General features: G+C 43.7%; 16 protein-coding genes. 14 read left to right on the top strand and 2 right to left on the bottom strand.

Annotated features, from left to right (window positions below):
• Positions 1–4: 4 nt before the first annotated feature.
• The 8 genes from IGI76_RS13695 to IGI76_RS13660 all read left to right on the top strand — a co-directional run bounded on the left by IGI76_RS13695 (position 5) and on the right by IGI76_RS13660 (position 6250).
• On the top strand, positions 5–838 hold the full coding sequence (locus tag IGI76_RS13695) for a PTS mannose/fructose/sorbose/N-acetylgalactosamine transporter subunit IIC (protein ID WP_005228432.1): 834 nt from the start codon (positions 5–7) through the stop codon (positions 836–838).
• A gap of 19 nt (positions 839–857) precedes the next feature.
• Entirely contained in the window at positions 858–1715 is an 858-nt protein-coding gene (locus tag IGI76_RS13690) for a PTS system mannose/fructose/sorbose family transporter subunit IID (protein WP_074535421.1), read from the top strand.
• Positions 1716–1733: 18 nt separating this feature from the next.
• Positions 1734–2240 carry a PTS system mannose/fructose/N-acetylgalactosamine-transporter subunit IIB gene (locus IGI76_RS13685; RefSeq protein ID WP_005228434.1) on the top strand — a complete coding sequence of 169 codons (507 nt, stop codon included), beginning with the start codon at positions 1734–1736 and terminating at the stop codon, positions 2238–2240.
• A 103-nt stretch (positions 2241–2343) separates the two neighbouring features.
• A complete protein-coding gene (locus tag IGI76_RS13680) occupies positions 2344–3219 on the top strand; it encodes a hypothetical protein (protein ID WP_005228435.1) in 876 nt (291 codons plus the stop codon).
• A gap of 24 nt (positions 3220–3243) precedes the next feature.
• Positions 3244–3699 carry a PTS sugar transporter subunit IIA gene (locus IGI76_RS13675; RefSeq protein ID WP_289229944.1) on the top strand — a complete coding sequence of 152 codons (456 nt, stop codon included), beginning with the start codon at positions 3244–3246 and terminating at the stop codon, positions 3697–3699.
• 20 nt (positions 3700–3719) lie between these two features.
• Complete coding sequence (gene uxuA / locus IGI76_RS13670) at positions 3720–4817, top strand: mannonate dehydratase (protein ID WP_087627934.1); 1098 nt, start codon at positions 3720–3722, stop codon at positions 4815–4817.
• A complete protein-coding gene (locus IGI76_RS13665; protein WP_077452043.1) occupies positions 4814–5431 on the top strand; it encodes a bifunctional 4-hydroxy-2-oxoglutarate aldolase/2-dehydro-3-deoxy-phosphogluconate aldolase in 618 nt (205 codons plus the stop codon). The genes uxuA and IGI76_RS13665 overlap by 4 nt, the downstream gene beginning before the upstream one ends.
• 96 nt (positions 5432–5527) lie before the next feature.
• The gene (locus tag IGI76_RS13660) at positions 5528–6250 is read left to right on the top strand and encodes an HAD family hydrolase (protein WP_333718707.1); all 723 of its coding nucleotides are present in this window, start codon (positions 5528–5530) and stop codon (positions 6248–6250) included.
• 262 nt (positions 6251–6512) lie between these two features.
• Here the strand turns inward: IGI76_RS13660 and IGI76_RS13655 are convergent, their stop codons facing one another.
• On the bottom strand, positions 6513–7307 hold the full coding sequence (locus tag IGI76_RS13655) for a helix-turn-helix transcriptional regulator (RefSeq protein ID WP_005228440.1): 795 nt from the start codon (positions 7305–7307) through the stop codon (positions 6513–6515).
• A 266-nt stretch (positions 7308–7573) separates the two neighbouring features.
• Between IGI76_RS13655 and IGI76_RS13650 the strand changes: the two genes are divergently transcribed.
• From IGI76_RS13650 to IGI76_RS13635, 4 genes are all read left to right on the top strand, one after another.
• The gene (locus IGI76_RS13650; protein WP_333718706.1) at positions 7574–9190 is read left to right on the top strand and encodes a glycoside hydrolase family 43 protein; all 1617 of its coding nucleotides are present in this window, start codon (positions 7574–7576) and stop codon (positions 9188–9190) included.
• Entirely contained in the window at positions 9187–10512 is a 1326-nt protein-coding gene (locus IGI76_RS13645; protein ID WP_333718705.1) for an ABC transporter substrate-binding protein, read from the top strand. The genes IGI76_RS13650 and IGI76_RS13645 overlap by 4 nt, the downstream gene beginning before the upstream one ends.
• 128 nt (positions 10513–10640) lie before the next feature.
• Positions 10641–11552 carry a carbohydrate ABC transporter permease gene (locus tag IGI76_RS13640; protein ID WP_034858631.1) on the top strand — a complete coding sequence of 304 codons (912 nt, stop codon included), beginning with the start codon at positions 10641–10643 and terminating at the stop codon, positions 11550–11552.
• Positions 11553–12386: a carbohydrate ABC transporter permease gene (locus IGI76_RS13635; RefSeq protein WP_005228444.1), complete on the top strand. Its 834-nt coding sequence runs from the start codon at positions 11553–11555 to the stop codon at positions 12384–12386. It begins immediately after the preceding gene.
• 55 nt (positions 12387–12441) lie between these two features.
• On the opposite strand, the gene IGI76_RS13630 is transcribed toward IGI76_RS13635, so the two are convergent.
• Positions 12442–13620 (bottom strand): ROK family transcriptional regulator, encoded by a 1179-nt coding sequence (locus IGI76_RS13630; RefSeq protein ID WP_015510297.1) that lies wholly within the window; start codon positions 13618–13620, stop codon positions 12442–12444.
• A gap of 250 nt (positions 13621–13870) precedes the next feature.
• Here IGI76_RS13630 and xylB point away from each other — a divergent pair, with 250 nt between their 5' ends.
• Positions 13871–15367 (top strand): xylulokinase, encoded by a 1497-nt coding sequence (xylB, locus tag IGI76_RS13625; protein WP_333718704.1) that lies wholly within the window; start codon positions 13871–13873, stop codon positions 15365–15367.
• Between the two features lie 117 nt (positions 15368–15484).
• Positions 15485–16792 carry a xylose isomerase gene (gene xylA, locus IGI76_RS13620; RefSeq protein WP_333718703.1) on the top strand — a complete coding sequence of 436 codons (1308 nt, stop codon included), beginning with the start codon at positions 15485–15487 and terminating at the stop codon, positions 16790–16792.
• Positions 16793–16856 lie beyond the last annotated feature (64 nt).

Raw genomic sequence — 16856 nt, 5'->3', positions numbered from 1 at the left:
AAAAATGGATACATTAAGTGTTACACAAAGTTTACTGATTGCGCTATGGGTTGCAGCAGTCATGTCTCGTTGGCTCGGCGGAGGCGCCACACTGACTTTACGTTTTTCACCATTGATGACGGGATTAGTTGTCGGACTGGTGATGGGAAATGTGGCTCAAGCCATGATCGTTACTGCCGCTTTACAAATGATTTACATGGGGGTATTTTCTCCTGGCGGATCCATGCCAGCGGAACCTTCAATTGCTGCGGCGATTGCCGTACCGGTAGCTTTGCTAGGAAATCTGCAACCAGAAGCAGCGATTGCTGTTGCCGTTCCTGTTGGGTTGCTAGGGAGTTATTTGTATCAGTTCCGTTTCTTTATCAATACCTTCTTAGGAAAGTATACGGATAAAGCAGTAGAAGATCTTAATGCCAAGGCAATGACGCGTTCAATTATTTTATACCCAACGCTGGCTTCATTTATTTTATTTGTTCCGCTGGTATTTATTGCACTTTATTTAGGCGCTCCGCTGATTGCTGATGTCATCAATGCTCTTGAGGGGACAGTCGTTATTCATATTTTAGAAGTAGTCGGCGGAGGATTGGCAGCGATCGGGATTGCAACTACCGTCTATGTGATCGGTCGAAAAGATTATATGGTCTTTTTCTTCTTGGCCTATTTCATGAGTGTAGTTTTCAGTTCGCTGGAAATTACCATGGTCACCTATGCGATTTTTGGCATTTTGATCGCGTTGATTTTTGTTCAGTCACAAAAAGGAAAATTGGTCCCAGCCCCAGAAACGAATACAGCATCACCATCCTTTGATGATGACGATGACTATGATGACGGGTTCTAATCGATAAGGAGGAGCAGTAATGACCGAAACAATTCAAAAAGCGCAAGGCGCACCAGAAGAAATCACGAAGAAAGATGTCACAAAAGCATACCTAAGATGGCATTTCGCCAATGAGATCCCGCATTCATTTGAACGGTATTTATCACCCTCGCTTTTATACGCCATGATGCCGATTTTGCGCAAACTTTACAAAGACGATGAGGCACTGAAAGCTGCCTACAAACGCCAACTGCTGTTTTTCAATACCCAGCTGAGTTGGGGGGGCGGAGTCATCACTGGGCTGATGTCATCAATGGAACAACAGCGGGCCGAGGAAGAGCATGAGAAAAAAGAGATTTTGATGCAAGATGATCTAATGTACAACACGAAAGCTGGTTTGATGGGTGCTTTAGCAGGAATCGGAGATGCCATCGACTCAGGAACCGTTCAATATATCTTTATTGCGATTGCTGTTCCTTGGGCACAGCAAGGAAGTCCACTAGGTGCGTTGTTCCCATTCATTTGTTTTGCACTGTATCAAGTTTCTCTAGGAATGTTTTTCGCCCGTCAAGCATTTTCGATGGGGCGCAATGCAACTGGTTTGATGCAGAGTACAGGCGTCCAAACCGCAATTGAAACACTGTCGGTTCTCGGTTTGTTTATGATGGGGGTTCTGGCTGGAAACTATGTCAAAGTCAGTTCTTCGCTGCAGTTTGATATTTCTGGACGAGAATTTATTATCCAAGATATCCTTGATCAGATTGTACCAGGGATCTTGCCGTTAGCAGTTGTAATGGGCGTCTACTGGTTCTATACAAAGAAAGGATTAAAAGTCACGCAAGCATTACTATGGCTGACCTTGATTCTGATTATTTTAGCCGGTGTCGGTATTTTATAAGAAAAGGAAGTGGAAAAAATGGGTGTAGTAAATTTAGCACGAGTAGATGAACGATTGATCCATGGGCAGGTCATGATGACCTTGTCACAAAAAAGCGGAGTTAACTCGATTTTTGTAGTGGATGAGGTAGTAGCTAAGGATAAGTTCATGCGGGAATTATACAAAAATGCCGGTAGCCGCACAGGGCAAAAAACGATCGTCGTTACACCAGAAAAAGCCAAATTTTACTGGGATGAATACAACTTCAAAGATTACAACTGTATTTTGATCGCTAAAACCGTCAGTGTGATGTACGACTTAGTAAAACACGGCGTGCCAATGAAAGAATTGAACATAGGCGGTATCGCCCAAAAAGATCCCGAGAAAGATCTCTTGGTAACGAAATCTGTTTATTTAAATCAAGCTGATGCGCAAAAACTCAAAGAAATGAACGAAGCGTACGGTGTGGAATCAATCTATTTTCAAGCAACACCTTCTGCACCGAAATCAACCCTTAAAGATGTGTTGAAGCAGTTCAATTTGTAATCAATGAGCGCGTTCGTCATCTGTTGAAGAGGAAGGCGGAGGATCTTATAAAAAATAGAGTTCCTCCTTCCTTGTCAGTAATTTGTGAATAGGAGAGTCCGCCATGAATCAAACAGAAACATTTCGTGATTGGCTTTTTCGTTATCGGTATGTCTACCGATCGCGTTCCACGGATAAAAGCAAACAAAGATTTTTGAAGGCACTCATCGCAGATATCATTCCGTTTCGCAAAGATCTTCAGGTGATTGAGTATGATCACACGAAAAAAAACGCCTCACGCAATTTGTATGTTGGCGATCTGACCAAAGCAAAACGGATCATCTGCACATATTATGATACACCGCCACAGCATTTTGGCGATTACCATTTTTTTGATCGGCAGGAGCAAGGGCGTAAAACAAATCAATTTATTCTGACTGCTTCAGCAGTGATGATTCTTTTTGGGTTGTTGGGTACCTGGCTTTATATCCACTTTGCATCAGGGAGATTTCCCTTGTTGTCATGGCAAACAGCGCTTTTTGCTTTAGGAGTCGGTATTTATTTTCTGCTATTAAATCGCGTAAGCCGCGGGGCAGGATTTGAGCAAAATCTGACCCGCAATACGTCCTCTATCTTAGCGCTGCTGTCACTGATCAGTCAAAACAGTCAAACAGCGACTGCTTTTGCGTTTCTTGATGAAGGAAGTTTTGGAGAACGCGGGTTGGAAGTGTTACGTGATTCAGTAGGGCCGAATGCGAAGATTTATTATTTAGATTCTATCGGCGCCGATGCTCCGATTCGAGCTATCGGCAAGCAATTCAATGAAGGGCAACTGCAGCAGCTGGCGATCGAACACAGTAGTGAAGCGATGGGCAGCATCAACTATCTGTTTTGTGCAGAAAAGCAGCAGGATCAGACGTATGTGTTGCCTAGAAAACAATTAAAGCAAAAAGAGCTGAATAGTAGGAATATGCAAAAAGTCCTTGCGTTATTTGGTTAGGAAGCGAAAAAGGAGGAACAACATTTGTTAGGAATCGTATTGGCAACTCACGGACAGCTGAGTACTGGTTTTAAAGATGCTGCAGAGGTGATCATGGGCAGTGTCGAAAATATTGCGGTCGTTAATTTGAACCACGGAGAGGATATTCAACTTCTGGGAAACAAAATCCATGAAGCGATCCACGAAACAGATCAAGGGGACGGTGTAGTGGTGTTTGCTGATCTATTGAGTGCGAGTCCCTACAATCAGTCGGTTGTAACGATCAATCAATTAGAAGAATCTCTTCAGGAAAAGACGTATGTGATCGGCGGAGTGAATCTGCCGATGGTATTAGAAGCGATCAATCACCAATTTTTGGCAACACCGATTGAACAGGCGGTGGCAGCAGTGATCCAGCAAGGAGAAAATAGTGTAGCGCTTTGGCACAATTCTTCAGCAGGTGATAGTAGCGAAGAAACTGATGAGGACGATGATTTTTAAAAACGAAAGGATGACAGCAAATGCAATGGGGGTTTCGATGGTACGGGGAAGGGGATACGATCCCGTTAACGAATATTCGACAAATTCCAGGAATGCACGGCATTGTAGGAACACTTCTGAATAAAATGCCCGGAGATGTCTGGGAGATTTCCGAAATCAACGCACTAAAAGCATCAATTGAAAAAGAGCATCTTTCGCTATTAGGGATTGAGAGTGTGGCGATCCACGATGCGATCAAAGCTGGAACAGAGGAACGGGATCACTACATCGATCAATATATTCAAACGATTCGGAATTTAGCAGCTTGTGATGTACATATGATCTGCTATAGCTTCAAACCAATCTTCGGCTGGGCCAAAACAAATCTATTTTATCAAAACGAGGATGGCAGCTTCTCCTTGCTCTATGATCAAGCCGTTGTGGATGATATGGAACCTAGTGAGATGTATACGCTGATCCATAGCCAATCAAAAGGCTTTCAATTGCCAGGTTGGGAAGAAGAACGACTGAAAAAGTTCCAGCGTTTGATGGCAACTTATGAAGGGGTCACTCAAGAAATCCTCTTTGATAACTTAAGCTATTTCTTAAAGCGGATCATTCCTGTGTGTGAAGAAGTAGATGTGAAAATGGCGATCCATCCCGACGATCCACCTTGGGAAATTTTTGGCTTGCCACGAATCACCAAAAATTTAGAGGACTTGAAAAAAATCATGGCCATCGTGGATTCGCCTTATAATGGGGTAACGTTGTGCACCGGTTCGTTAGGTGCCGATCCAGAAAACGACATGGTGGAGATCGTTCATGCCTTAAAAGGACGCATCAACTTTGTTCATTTCCGCAATGTGTTGTTTATGGGAGAACGTAAATTTAAAGAGTCCGCCCATCTGTCCACCGAAGGATCATTAGATATGTATGCCATCATGAAAGCCTTGGTTGAGGTCGGTTTTGATGGCGTCATCCGTCCAGATCACGGGCGGACGATCTGGGGGGAAGTGGCGATGCCAGGCTATGGTCTGTATGATCGCGCGATTGGTATCAGTTATCTTCAAGGGCTTCATGAAGCCGTCTTGAAAGAACAAATGCAATCGAAGGAAACGAAGGGAGGAAAGAGTGTATGACACTCGATGAACAATTGGCAAAAACAAGGGTATTGCCTCTTTACACTGCAACAGATCTTACCTATTTGCCAGTAGTAGAATCACTGTTGATCGAACATGAACTACCCTTTATTGAAGTGACCTTCCGCAGTGACCTTGCTTTAGCAGCGATTGAAAAACTCTCTCAATCAGGCAAATTGATCGTCGGCGCAGGCACGGTGCGCACCTTAGAACAAGCGAAAGCAGCAGTTGAGAAAGGGGCGCGCTTTATTGTTTCCCCTGCTCTTGTACCTGATGTGGTGGAATTTTGTCTTGCCGAAAACATTCCAGTGTTTCCAGGAACAGCTACCCCAAATGACATTCAACGAGCAGCGACTTATGGCTTATCAGTTGTGAAATTTTTCCCCGCGGATATCTACGGGGGCTTGCCGGCAATCAAAGCCCTCAGGGGTCCATTTTATGATATTCGATTTGTCCCAACTGGCGGAATCAACCTCGAAAATATGCAAGACTATTTATCTGATCCGCAGGTGCTAGCAGTTGGCGGCTCCTTCATTCTTTCAGAATCATTAATAAAAGAAGGTCGGGAAAAGGCTGACAGCCATTTGGCGCATGTAAAATCATTGCTAAGTTGAGCAGTCAGCTGTAAATAAACAAGGTGAAGCAATGGGTGCCAAAGGATTTTGGTACCATTGCTTTTTTATTCGCAGAAAAGTAAAGGAGGCTATAGGATGAAAAAGATAAAACTGGTGATTTTTGATATGGACGGTTTGATGTTTGAAACAGGTCGTCTAGCTTACCGCGCTTATTTAAGAGCCGCGGAGGAATATGATTTTGAAGTTTGCCAAGAAGTTTATTATTACCTGACTGGCAGAACGGAAGCAGATATTCGTATAGGGATGCAGGAACTTTATGGCAATCAAGTACCAACGGATCGGTGGCGAGAAGCGATGAATCGTCAGAAAGAAGTGATTTTAGCTGAAGAAAAACGGGTGTTCAAAAAGCCCGGCCTTCTTGACCTGTTGGAAGCATTAAAAAAACAAGATTGCTTGATAGCCGTGGCATCCTCTTCATCGAAAGAAAAAATCAAGGCGTACTTTGAAATGGAACAGATGCCAGATTGGTTTGATACGGTGGTTTCTGGGGATCAAGTGCGAAAGGGCAAACCTGATCCAGAAATCTTTCTAACAGCTTGCCAACAATTAGGCGTAAAGCCTGAAGAAGCCTTGGTATTAGAAGATTCTCTAGCTGGCATAAAAGCCGCAAAACAAGCCGAGATCCCAGCTTTTCTGATTGCGGATGATTTGAGTGCTTTGCCAGTCAAGAAAAATGGGAAGTATCCTTTGCTTAAACAGCCAAAACTTGAGCAAGAAGTAGTTGCACAGGTGAAAACTTTTTCTGATCTGACGAAAGTCAAAGACTGGCTCGTCGTGAATCATTTTTCTTGGGATTGATCGATATTCCAAGAAGTATCAACAAAGCAAAAGGGTATGAAGCTAAAAAGTACGGTGTTTTAAAACAGGCATAGTTTTGTGGAATCAGTAAAACAACAAAGGTTCATTTTTGCAATTGGTTTTTTCCTGCTCATTTCTCTATGAAGAAGGGGAAGTTAGAGCGTTTTTCACTAGTTTCTAGGAATGAGGCAAAAGGCTGACTAGAAAAACGAGTAAGATTGTAGCAGCTCACTTTACAGCTAAGTGAAGCTGCTTTTTTACGCTATTCCTTCAGCAACGAAAAATGAGCATTGTGTTTTAAACGGTATTCTTTTGGCGTCAGTGAGGTCAATGCTTTGAAATTTCGATTGAAGGTTCGCACATTTTGAAAGCCTGCTTGTTCTGCTACTTCCGTAATCGGCAAGAGACTATGGGTCAGCAAAAAAGAGGCATGGCGTATTCTTGCTTGATTCAAAAGCCGAGGAAAGGTGCTTTTCAATTTATCGGTGATCATTCTGGAAACGTAGACGCTGCTATAACCGATACTGCTGCTTAGTTTTTCGAGCGTCAGTTCTTCTTTGAAATGGGATTCGATGTAAACAAGTAGCTGGATCAGGATATCCTCTTGATTTTTGGCTGGTAATAAAGTCGTTTGGTGTTCAAAAAGGTACAGGACTTGATACAGTGCCGATTTTCGTAAATAGAGGGAATCCGTTTCAAATAAAGGATAGTAGAGCTGCTTGGCAACAGATGAATCAATGGTGATCACCGGATCTGACAAAGCGAAATCTTTCGTTTTGGCGTAAAAATCTGGAATATACTCAGGTGAAAACACAAGAATATGCAATTGTGATTCCTTAGGGGTTTCAATGGCATGAGTCTGATAAGGCATGACTAATAACACTTGGCCTGTCGTAAGGACATAGGGACTTTCTTCGATTTTGACAACCGCTTCGCCATCACTACAAAAAAGCAATTCAAAGGAACGATGAAAATGTTCCATGTAATTAAGCGAGTAGGGATGGTAACTGGAAACGCCTAGGTATTCGCCGAAATGGTATTCTTCTAAAATGGTCACGCGATCTATCCTCCATTTTTTGTCTATCGATGTGTGGAAATCGTCCTGTGAATGATAGCGATTTCATTCTATAATTATGACAGTTCAGCTGAAGAAAGTAAATAGAACAATGATTAGTGAATATTTTTAAAATGAGCTGCAGCAGCAAGTTTCTTTTTTTTGTTAGGTATATTAGTAAAGAAAACTTACTAACTGAATGAAGCTCATTCCTACTGACACTCAGTTGAACCACAAAATGCCAAAGAGGGAAAGAGGAGGAAATTTTTTTGATTACCAATCCGATACTAACAGGCTTTCATCCAGACCCGAGTATTTGTCGTGCAGGTGAAGATTATTACATTGCTACGTCGACCTTTGAATGGTTTCCAGGTGTGCGCATCTTCCATTCGAAGGATTTGAAGAACTGGCGCTTGATCAGTACACCAGTCAATCGTGTCAGTCAGTTGAATATGCTGGGAAACCCAGATTCTGGGGGCGTTTGGGCGCCAAACTTAAGTTACAGTGATGGTCGTTTTTGGTTGATTTATTCAGATGTCAAAACACAATCTAATAGTTGGAAAGATGTGAACAATTATTTGATCACCTGTGAAACCATTGATGGGGATTGGTCAGAACCAATCTATATGAATTCTTCTGGTTTCGATCCCTCGTTATTTCATGACGACGACGGCAAAAAATATTTTCTGAACATGGTTTGGGATTATCGTCCGACAAACCATTCCTTTTATGGGATCGCTCTCCAAGAGTTTGATTGGCAAGCCAAGAAATTGGTGGGGCAGCCCAAAATCATCTTCAAAGGAACAGAGCGCAAATTGACGGAAGCACCGGTTATGTATAAAGTGAACGGCTATTATTATTTATTGACGGCAGAAGGTGGCACCAAGTTTGAACATGCAAGTACCATCGCTCGTGGGACGCACATCGAAGGGCCTTATGAAGTTCATCCTCAAAACCCTCTGATCAGTTCCTGGGGACAGCCAGAGATCCTGCTACAAAAAGCTGGCCATGGTTCATTTGTGAAAACGCAGACCGATGAATGGTATTTTGTTCACTTAACAGGGCGAGCGCTGAAGTATCCAGAAACGCCCCTCTTAGAAAATCGCGGTTATTGCCCGCTCGGACGAGAAACAGCGATCCAGTCTGTTTATTGGGAAAATGATTGGCCGTATATCACAGGCGGAAACTTTCCAAAAGAGGAAGTCCCACAGCCACAGCTGCCCGAACATCCGTGGGAAACAGAATCAGGCTTTGATGATTTTGAAGAGGCGTCGTTGGCACCAGTGTTTCAAACCTTGCGGATTCCTTTTTCTGAGAAAATCGGTAGTTTGACCGCACGACCAGGGTACTTGCGCTTGTATGGGCGAGAGTCGTTCAATTCCTTGTTCCATCAAGCACTAGTGGCAAGAAGATGGAGCGATTTTCGTTTCGAAGCAACGACTGCCGTCGAATTTTCACCGACCTCGTTTCTACAGTTGGCAGGCATGACGAATTACTACAATACACAAAACTGGTCGGCGATCTGCATCACTCATGATGAGACGAAAGGCAGAATCATCACTGTATTGGCAAGCGATAAGGGCCAACTGAAGAGTCAAAAAGCACCAGAAGTTGTGATACCAGCCGATGTACAAACAGTCTACTTCAAAACGATCGTTCATTATGCCCACTATCAATACGCGTACTCGTTTGATCAAAAAGAGTGGCAGGTCATCGATCAGCTATTTGACAGCTTGCAATTGTCTGACGACTATGTAGCAGAACATTACGGTGGATTCTTTACAGGGGCTTTTGTAGGGATGTTTGCGATCGATACGACCGGCAATCGTTTGGCGGCTGATTTTGATTCATTTGATTATCAAAAAATCGAGGAGGAAGAAAGATGAAAAATTGGAAACGGGTCTTACAAACAGCGTCAGTAGCGGGCTTAGCAGCTTTTATGCTTAGTGGCTGCGGGAATGGTTCTGGAAACAGCAGCTCAGATAATAGCGCAACGGGAAGTAGTGGCAAGGATGAACTCGTGGTTTGGACCTTTACTTCAGAATTATCAACAATGATCAATGATTACTATTTGCCGGCGCATGACGACTTGGCCTATGACATTCGGATCGTGGAGATTCCTTCTGACCAATTCGAGACCAAGCTCGATCCGATTCTCGGTTCCAAAGATGCACCAGATGTGATTGCTTTAGAATCTGCCTTTGTCAAAAAATATGTGGAATCAGGCATGATGGCAGACCTTGGTTCACTGGGGCTTGATGAAGCCGCGGCAGATACGTATCAATATGTCAAAGACGTAGGGACTTCAAAAGACGGGGTTCTTCATGCCTTGGCTTGGCAAGCTGCTCCTGGCGGGTTTTATTACCGGGCATCGATGGCAGAAGAGCTGCTAGGGATCGATGATCCAGCGGCTGCGCAATCGGCATTGTCAGACTACGACAAGTTCTATGAGCAAGCCAAAGCAGTCAAAGAAAAAAGTGGTGGAACCACCTATATGATCTCTAGTGTCCAAGATTTGGCAAAGCCTTTTTATGGTCAACGCGAACATGGCTGGGTTGAAGACGGCAAATTAGTGATCGACGACAGTTTGTATGACTTGTTGGATGTATCACGAAAATTTGTAGAAGAAGGCCTGACACAAGATACAGAAGGACAATCAGAAGCTTGGTTTGCTGGAATGAATGGCGACAATGTATTCGGTTATAGTTTGCCGACATGGGGGCTGCACTATTGGTTAAAACCAAATGCGACAGCTGCCGATAACTCCAGCTCAACAGAAGGGGACTGGCGCATGATCCAAGGACCGTCGTCGTGGTTCTGGGGCGGCACATGGATCGGTGCTACAGCAAATTCTGAGATGCAAGAAGAAGCTGCGCAATTGGTGGCTTACTTGACCACAGATCAAGCATTTTTAAAACAATGGGCCGAAGATACCGGTGATTTTGTATCAAATGAGCGAGTCGTTGAAGAAATTAAAGGCGAATATGAAGAGGAATTTTTAGGCGGTCAAAACCACTATGCAGAATTTGCCGATATGGTTCAAGACATCAATGCGAAAATTCTGACCGAGTATGACCAGACGATTGAAACCCTCTTTACGGATAGTTGTTTGACACCATTTTCAAAAGGTGAAGTGGATCAGGAAACGGCGATCCAAAACTTTAAAGATGCGGTCGTCAATGCTTATCCAGATGTTCAAGTAGATTAGGTGTTGTTGAAACCGGCACCGAAGACGGGGGCGGTTTCAACCTTTTCTAGGTATTATGCGCTGCTCAAATGGCTTGTCTTTACAGGCAGAAGTTGGCAGTAGAAGAAATAAATATCAGGGGGATTACGATGCAGAATAAGAGAAGATTTGAACAGTATCATCGCTATGGGCTATTATTTATCGCACCATTTTTTCTAGCATTCTTGGTTTTTCAGCTTTATCCAATTCTCTATACGATTTACCTAAGCTTTACGGATCTAAAAGGGTGGAATCCAGCTGCCAATCTTGTCGGACTGGATAACTATTTTGCGATTTTTCGCAACCCGTTATTTTTAAAATCCATCAGCAATACCTTTATTTTGTGGGGCGTAAACTTTGTCCCTCAAATTGGCTTGGCTCTGTTGCTGGCGGCATGGTTTACCAATATCAAGTTGCGCTTGCGGGGGAAAGGCTTCTTCAAAGTCGTTTTTTACTTACCCAACATCATTACTGCCGCTTCAGTAGCAATCTTATTTTTCGTTTTGTTCAGTTTTCCGTTAGGTCCGATCAACCTAGTCTTGCAGCATTTCGGTGTTTTGGACCAGCCCTATGACTTTTTCCGTAGTGAAACGGGCACTCGGCTGATCGTTTCCTTTATCCAATTTTGGATGTGGTATGGTCAGACAACGATCGTTTTGGTTTCGGGCATTTTGAGCATTGATGATGCTCTTTTTGAATCAGCAATGGTCGATGGAGCCAATGATGGTCAAATTTTCCGCAAGATCACGCTGCCTTTGTTAAAACCAATCTTGCTTTATACATTAGTGACATCCTTGATTGGCGGCTTGCAAATGTTCGACATTCCTTTTTTGCTGACAAACGGCAATCCCAACAATAGTGTCTTAACGATCACGATGTTTATCTACAACCAAGCCTTTACCGGGAGTCGGAATTTCAACGTTGCCGCAACCGCGTCGGTGCTATTATTGGTACTTTCGATCGTATTAAGCACGTTATTGTTTCAATTTTTCAAAGAAAACAGCAAAGTGGGGCGAAAATAAATGGAAAATAGCTATCGAGCAAAACGATTGTTGATCTATGTCTTTTTGGTGTTGCTGACCATCTTAAGTATTCTGCCCTTTTGGGTCGTCTTAGTCAATGCGACCCGTTCAGCAGAACAGATCCAGCAAGGGCTGTCCTTGTGGCCAGGCGGTAATCTCCAATACAACTGGTCCGTCTTAATGGGCAGAGGCTTCAATGTTTTCAATGGGTTTAAAAATAGTTTCTTGATTGCGGCTGGCGCTACCGTTCTCAATGTATATTTTTCGGCATTGACAGCATATGGCGTGATCGCCTATGAGTTTCGTGGCAAGAAAGTCCTGTTTGCTGTCATTCTTGGGCTGATCATGATTCCTCAGCAAATCAGCATGATCGGTTTTTATCAATTTATGAATCGCTTAGGGCTCTTAAATAATTTTCTGCCATTGATTTTACCAGCGATCGCATCACCTGCTACCGTTTTTTTCTTAAAGCAATACTTAGAAACGATCTATCATCCTGATTTGGCAGATTCTGCTCGTTTGGACGGAGCCGGCGAAATCAAAATTTTCCATCGCATCATGTTGCCCTTGATGAAACCGGGCTTAGCCACCATGGCGATTTTCTCGTTCGTGACCTCGTGGAATAATTTCTTGATGCCCTTGATCTTGATCAACGATACGGAAAAGTATACGTTGCCGATGCTGGTCCAATTGCTGAAAACCGATGTTTACCGTACTGAATTTGGCAGTATGTATCTAGGGATCTCATTAAGTATTATTCCTTTACTGCTGATTTACCTGTTTCTATCGAAATACATCGTGGGCGGTGTGACGGCTGGCGGAATCAAAGGATAGCGAGACCTTTTTACCAAAAGAAAACGCTGGACTGAGTCTTCAGTCCAGCATTCATTTAACGGATCACACGGGAGAGATCAAGTGCCGCAAAGCGCAAATCGTTGATATTCAAGAAATGTTTCGCCACTAAAACATTGCCGCCAAACAGCGGGGCCTGATCGCCTAATCGACTGTTTTTGATCTTCGTGTTTTTGGTGAACTGGCTGGTCAATTTTTGCTGCAGCGCTAGTAATAAATCAGGAATTTTGCGATAGACCGAGCTGTTGATATAGACTTCTTCGGGATCAGAAAAAGTGATGACATTGTTTAGCCCAATACTAAGAAACTCAACATTTTGTTGCGCCAACTCGACTGCTGATTTTTCTCCGGCATGATAGGCTTGTGCAAAGGTATCCGAATTAACGAACGCAGTTTTTGTATAGTGACTGTAGGTGTCAAACAAGACTTTGTTCGACGCGTATTGCTCTAAGCAGCCTCGATTGCCGCAAGGGCACAAGTTGCCGTGAGGAAAGAGCGTAGAATGACCAACTTCCCCCGCCATGCCGTGAGTACCGGTTTGCAGCTGCCCATCAACGATGATTCCGACACCGATCCCACTATGGACGCTGACGCTCAGTAAATTCGTGGAATCAGAAGAAAAACAGTACTCGCCTAAAGCCGTCAGATTGGCTTCGTTTTCTATATAGACCGCCGTATTGTATTTTTGGCTCAAAGGGGCGATCAAATCAAAGTGTTCCAAGTCGTAGTAGGGGGCAAAGGTGACCGTCTGATTGTGAACGATGCCGTGGATCGCCAAACAGATTCCTACTAATCCATGAGTGGTTTGCGGCATTTGCGGCCAAAACTCTTTCATCATGGAATCGATCGTCGCCAGTACATTTTCTTTGGTGATCAATTCATGGGAATGGTCGGCAGAGGCGATCATCTCGCCATTGATATAAGAGAGCATCCCTCGAACATAGTTATAGCCGATGTCAAAGGTAACAGCTAAGCTGCTACGGTGATTGAATTGCAATTGAATCGGTTTGCGACCACCGATCGAAGTGGAATCACCAATGCCGACTTCGCGCACGAAGTCCGTGTCGATCAGTTTTTTGGTTATTTGAGAAACAGACGCTTTATTGAGATGGGTCAAATTTGACACTTCCGCTCGTGACACATTTTCATTGTCAATGATCGTCTTCAATACAGCCGCTTCATTTTGTTCGCGTATGCCCATTTTATTGATAATCATGTGTTCTCCTCTTCGTAGATGTGATTAGTGTTAGTTTACCGTGCAAATTAATATTGTGCAAGCTGAAGAATAAAGAAAAGACGCAGAATGTAGGAGCAGCAGTTTGAGAAGGAAAAACCATGAAAGATTCGTTGAAAGCGCTTGACAGGAATGCGAGAATCGTTTACTATCCAATTAGTTAGTTTTGAATGCTAATTAACCGTTTAAGAGTCAATGGTTAACTGCTTCAAACAGAGGAAGGAGAGAAGAGATGGCTTATTTTTTAGGGTTGGATCTAGGAACAAGTGCGTTAAAAGGCTTAGTTTTTGATCAAACCGGGGAACTCCAAGGAACAGCAAGTGCTGACTATCCATTGTCATCCCCAAGACCGGGGTTCAGTGAGCAAGAGCCGGTGCACTGGCAACAGGCGGCAGATAAGGTGATCAAAACCTTGATCCAGCAGCTTCCAACGCTGCAAAAGGAATTGATCGGCATCAGCTTTTCTGGGCAAATGCATAGTCTTGTTTTATTGGATGAAGAAAACCGAGTCATTCGTCCGGCAATATTATGGAATGACGTTCGGACCACCAAACAATGCCAAGCGATCATGGCATCCTTTGGAGAGGAAATAAAAGCAATCACCAAGAATGTTGCTTTGGAAGGGTTCACCTTACCAAAAATTTTATGGGTCCAAGAACACGAGCCTGAACATTGGCAACAAGTTCGTCACATGATGCTGCCAAAAGACTACTTGGCTTTTTGGCTGACTGGGAACTATTCGATGGATTATTCCGATGCAGCGGGTACGTTACTGCTGGATATCGAAAAGAAGTGCTGGTCTGAAGCCATTCTAGAAAAATTCGCAATCGCATCGGATTTACTGCCGCCGCTTTTTGAATCAGCAGCGCCTGTAGGGCAAATGCGAAAAGAGCTGCAAGAAGCTTTTGGGTTTGAACAAGAGGTGACGATCTATGCAGGTGGCGCAGACAATGCCTGTGCTGCATTAGGTTCAGGGATCATCGCCGAAGGTGTCGGCATGGTGTCGATTGGCACTAGCGGTGTGTTCTTATCCTTTGAAGAAGCGCAAGAGGTTGATTATCAAGGAGATCTACACCTTTTCCGTCATGCGATCAAAGACAAGTTGTATTCAATGGGGGTCACGTTAGCCGCTGGAAATTCCTTAAGCTGGTATCGTGATACGTTTGCCCCCAACCAATCGTTTCAGGAATTGCTTTCAGCGATCAGTGAGGTAAACCCAGGGGCAGAAGGCCTGCTGTTTACGCCTTATATCGTGGGCGAACGCACACCGCATACCGACAGCCAAATCAGGGGTAGTTTTATCGGCATCGACACACGGCATCGCGAAAAGCATTTCAGTCGTGCGGTCTTAGAAGGGATCACCTTCTCTTTGAAAGATTCCCAAATGATCATGGAAGAACGGGCACAGCGGAAATTCACCCAGATCGTTTCTGTGGGGGGCGGTGCGAAAAATGCCGAATGGCTGCAAATGCAAGCCGATATTTTTAATGCAGAAATGCTGACTTTGTCTACTGAGCAAGGTCCAGGTATGGGCGCAGCAATGCTGGCAGCAATCGGCAGTGGCATTTATCCAGATGCAGCTGCCTGTGTTAACGCCTTTGTCAAATACGGCAAGGCCATTGCACCGATTCCTGAAAATGTCGCCAAATACCAAGAAATTTATGCGATCTACCGCACCGTCTACCAACAAACCGCCCCTATCTGCCATGCATTGGCGCAAATCGAGTAGCGTAATGGCAGCAGGCAATCTACTTGATCAAAGCGAGGAATCGTTTTTGGTTCTAAATGATTGGAAACAAGTAAGTTAGTTTATTACACTAAAAAACATAAAATGGAGGCAACAACAATGACTTATTTTCCAGAGATCGAAAAAATCCGCTACGAAGGTCCTAAAACAGACAATATGTTTGCATTTCGCCACTACGATGCCGAAGAAGTTGTTTTAGGCAAGAAAATGAAAGATCATCTACGTTTTGCAATCGCCTATTGGCATACGATGACGCAAGACGGTTCTGATCCTTTTGGCGCACCTGTCAACAAACGGACGTGGATCGGTGACACCGAAATGGAAACGGCGAAAAATCGAGTAGAAGCCTTCTTCGAGATTTGCGAAAAATTAGGGGCAGAGTTCTTCTGTTTCCATGATGTTGACGTGGCACCTGCAGGGGAAACGTTAGAAGAATTTTTCCAAAACTTAGACGAAATCACCGATTTGATCAAAGAAAAAATGGAACAAACGGGAATCAAACTATTATGGAATACAGCAAATATGTTCTCACATCCTCGTTTCAATAACGGCGCTGCTTCCACCAATAATGCAGAAGTTTATGCGTATGCGGCAGCCCAAGTCAAAAAAGGCTTAGACATCTCGAAAAAATTAGGCGGCGAAAACTATGTCTTCTGGGGTGGCCGTGAAGGCTATGAAACCTTGTTGAATACAGACATGAAATTTGAACAAGACAACATCGCCCGTCTATTCAAAATGGCGATCGCTTATGGCGAAAAAATCGGTCATAAACCGCAGTTCTTATTAGAGCCGAAACCAAAAGAACCATCAAAACATCAATATGATTTTGATGCAGCGACAACGATGGCCTTCATTCAGCACTACGGCTTAGAAGGAGATTTCAAATTAAACCTAGAAGCCAATCATGCAACTTTAGCTGGCCATACCTTTGAACATGAAATCGCCGTTGCCCGTAGCTATAACGCATTAGGCTCACTGGATGCCAACCAAGGAGATATGCTGTTAGGGTGGGATACGGATGAATTCCCAACCAACGTCTTTGACTCGATACTTGCTTTATACGAAGTCTTAGAAAACGGCGGCATTGCGCCGGGAGGAATCAATTTCGATTCTAAAGTCCGTCGTTCGTCATTTGAAATGGAAGATCTGTTGTTAGCCCACATCGCTGGTATGGATACGTATGCCCGAGCGTTGAAAGCAGCAGCGAAACTAAAAGAAGACCGCTTCTTAGACGAATTGAAGGAAAAACGATACGCCTCTTTCCAAGAAGGCATCGGAGCGAAGATCGTTGCTGATGAGGAAAACTTAGAAACACTGACAGATTACGCATTGGCGCATGATCAAATCGAATTAGAATCCAGCCACATTGAATATGTGAAATCTCGTTTGAATGATTACCTGTTTTAATAAGAAACGACTGTCGTTCTGAGGAGCGGCAGTTTTTTCACCTAAAAATATCTTTTGGCAATTG

Origin of the sequence: Enterococcus sp. DIV2449a (assembly GCF_051711225.1) — a bacterium.
Classification (GTDB): domain Bacteria; phylum Bacillota; class Bacilli; order Lactobacillales; family Enterococcaceae; genus Enterococcus_D; species Enterococcus_D casseliflavus.
This window is presented reverse-complemented; position numbering and strand designations above follow the sequence as displayed.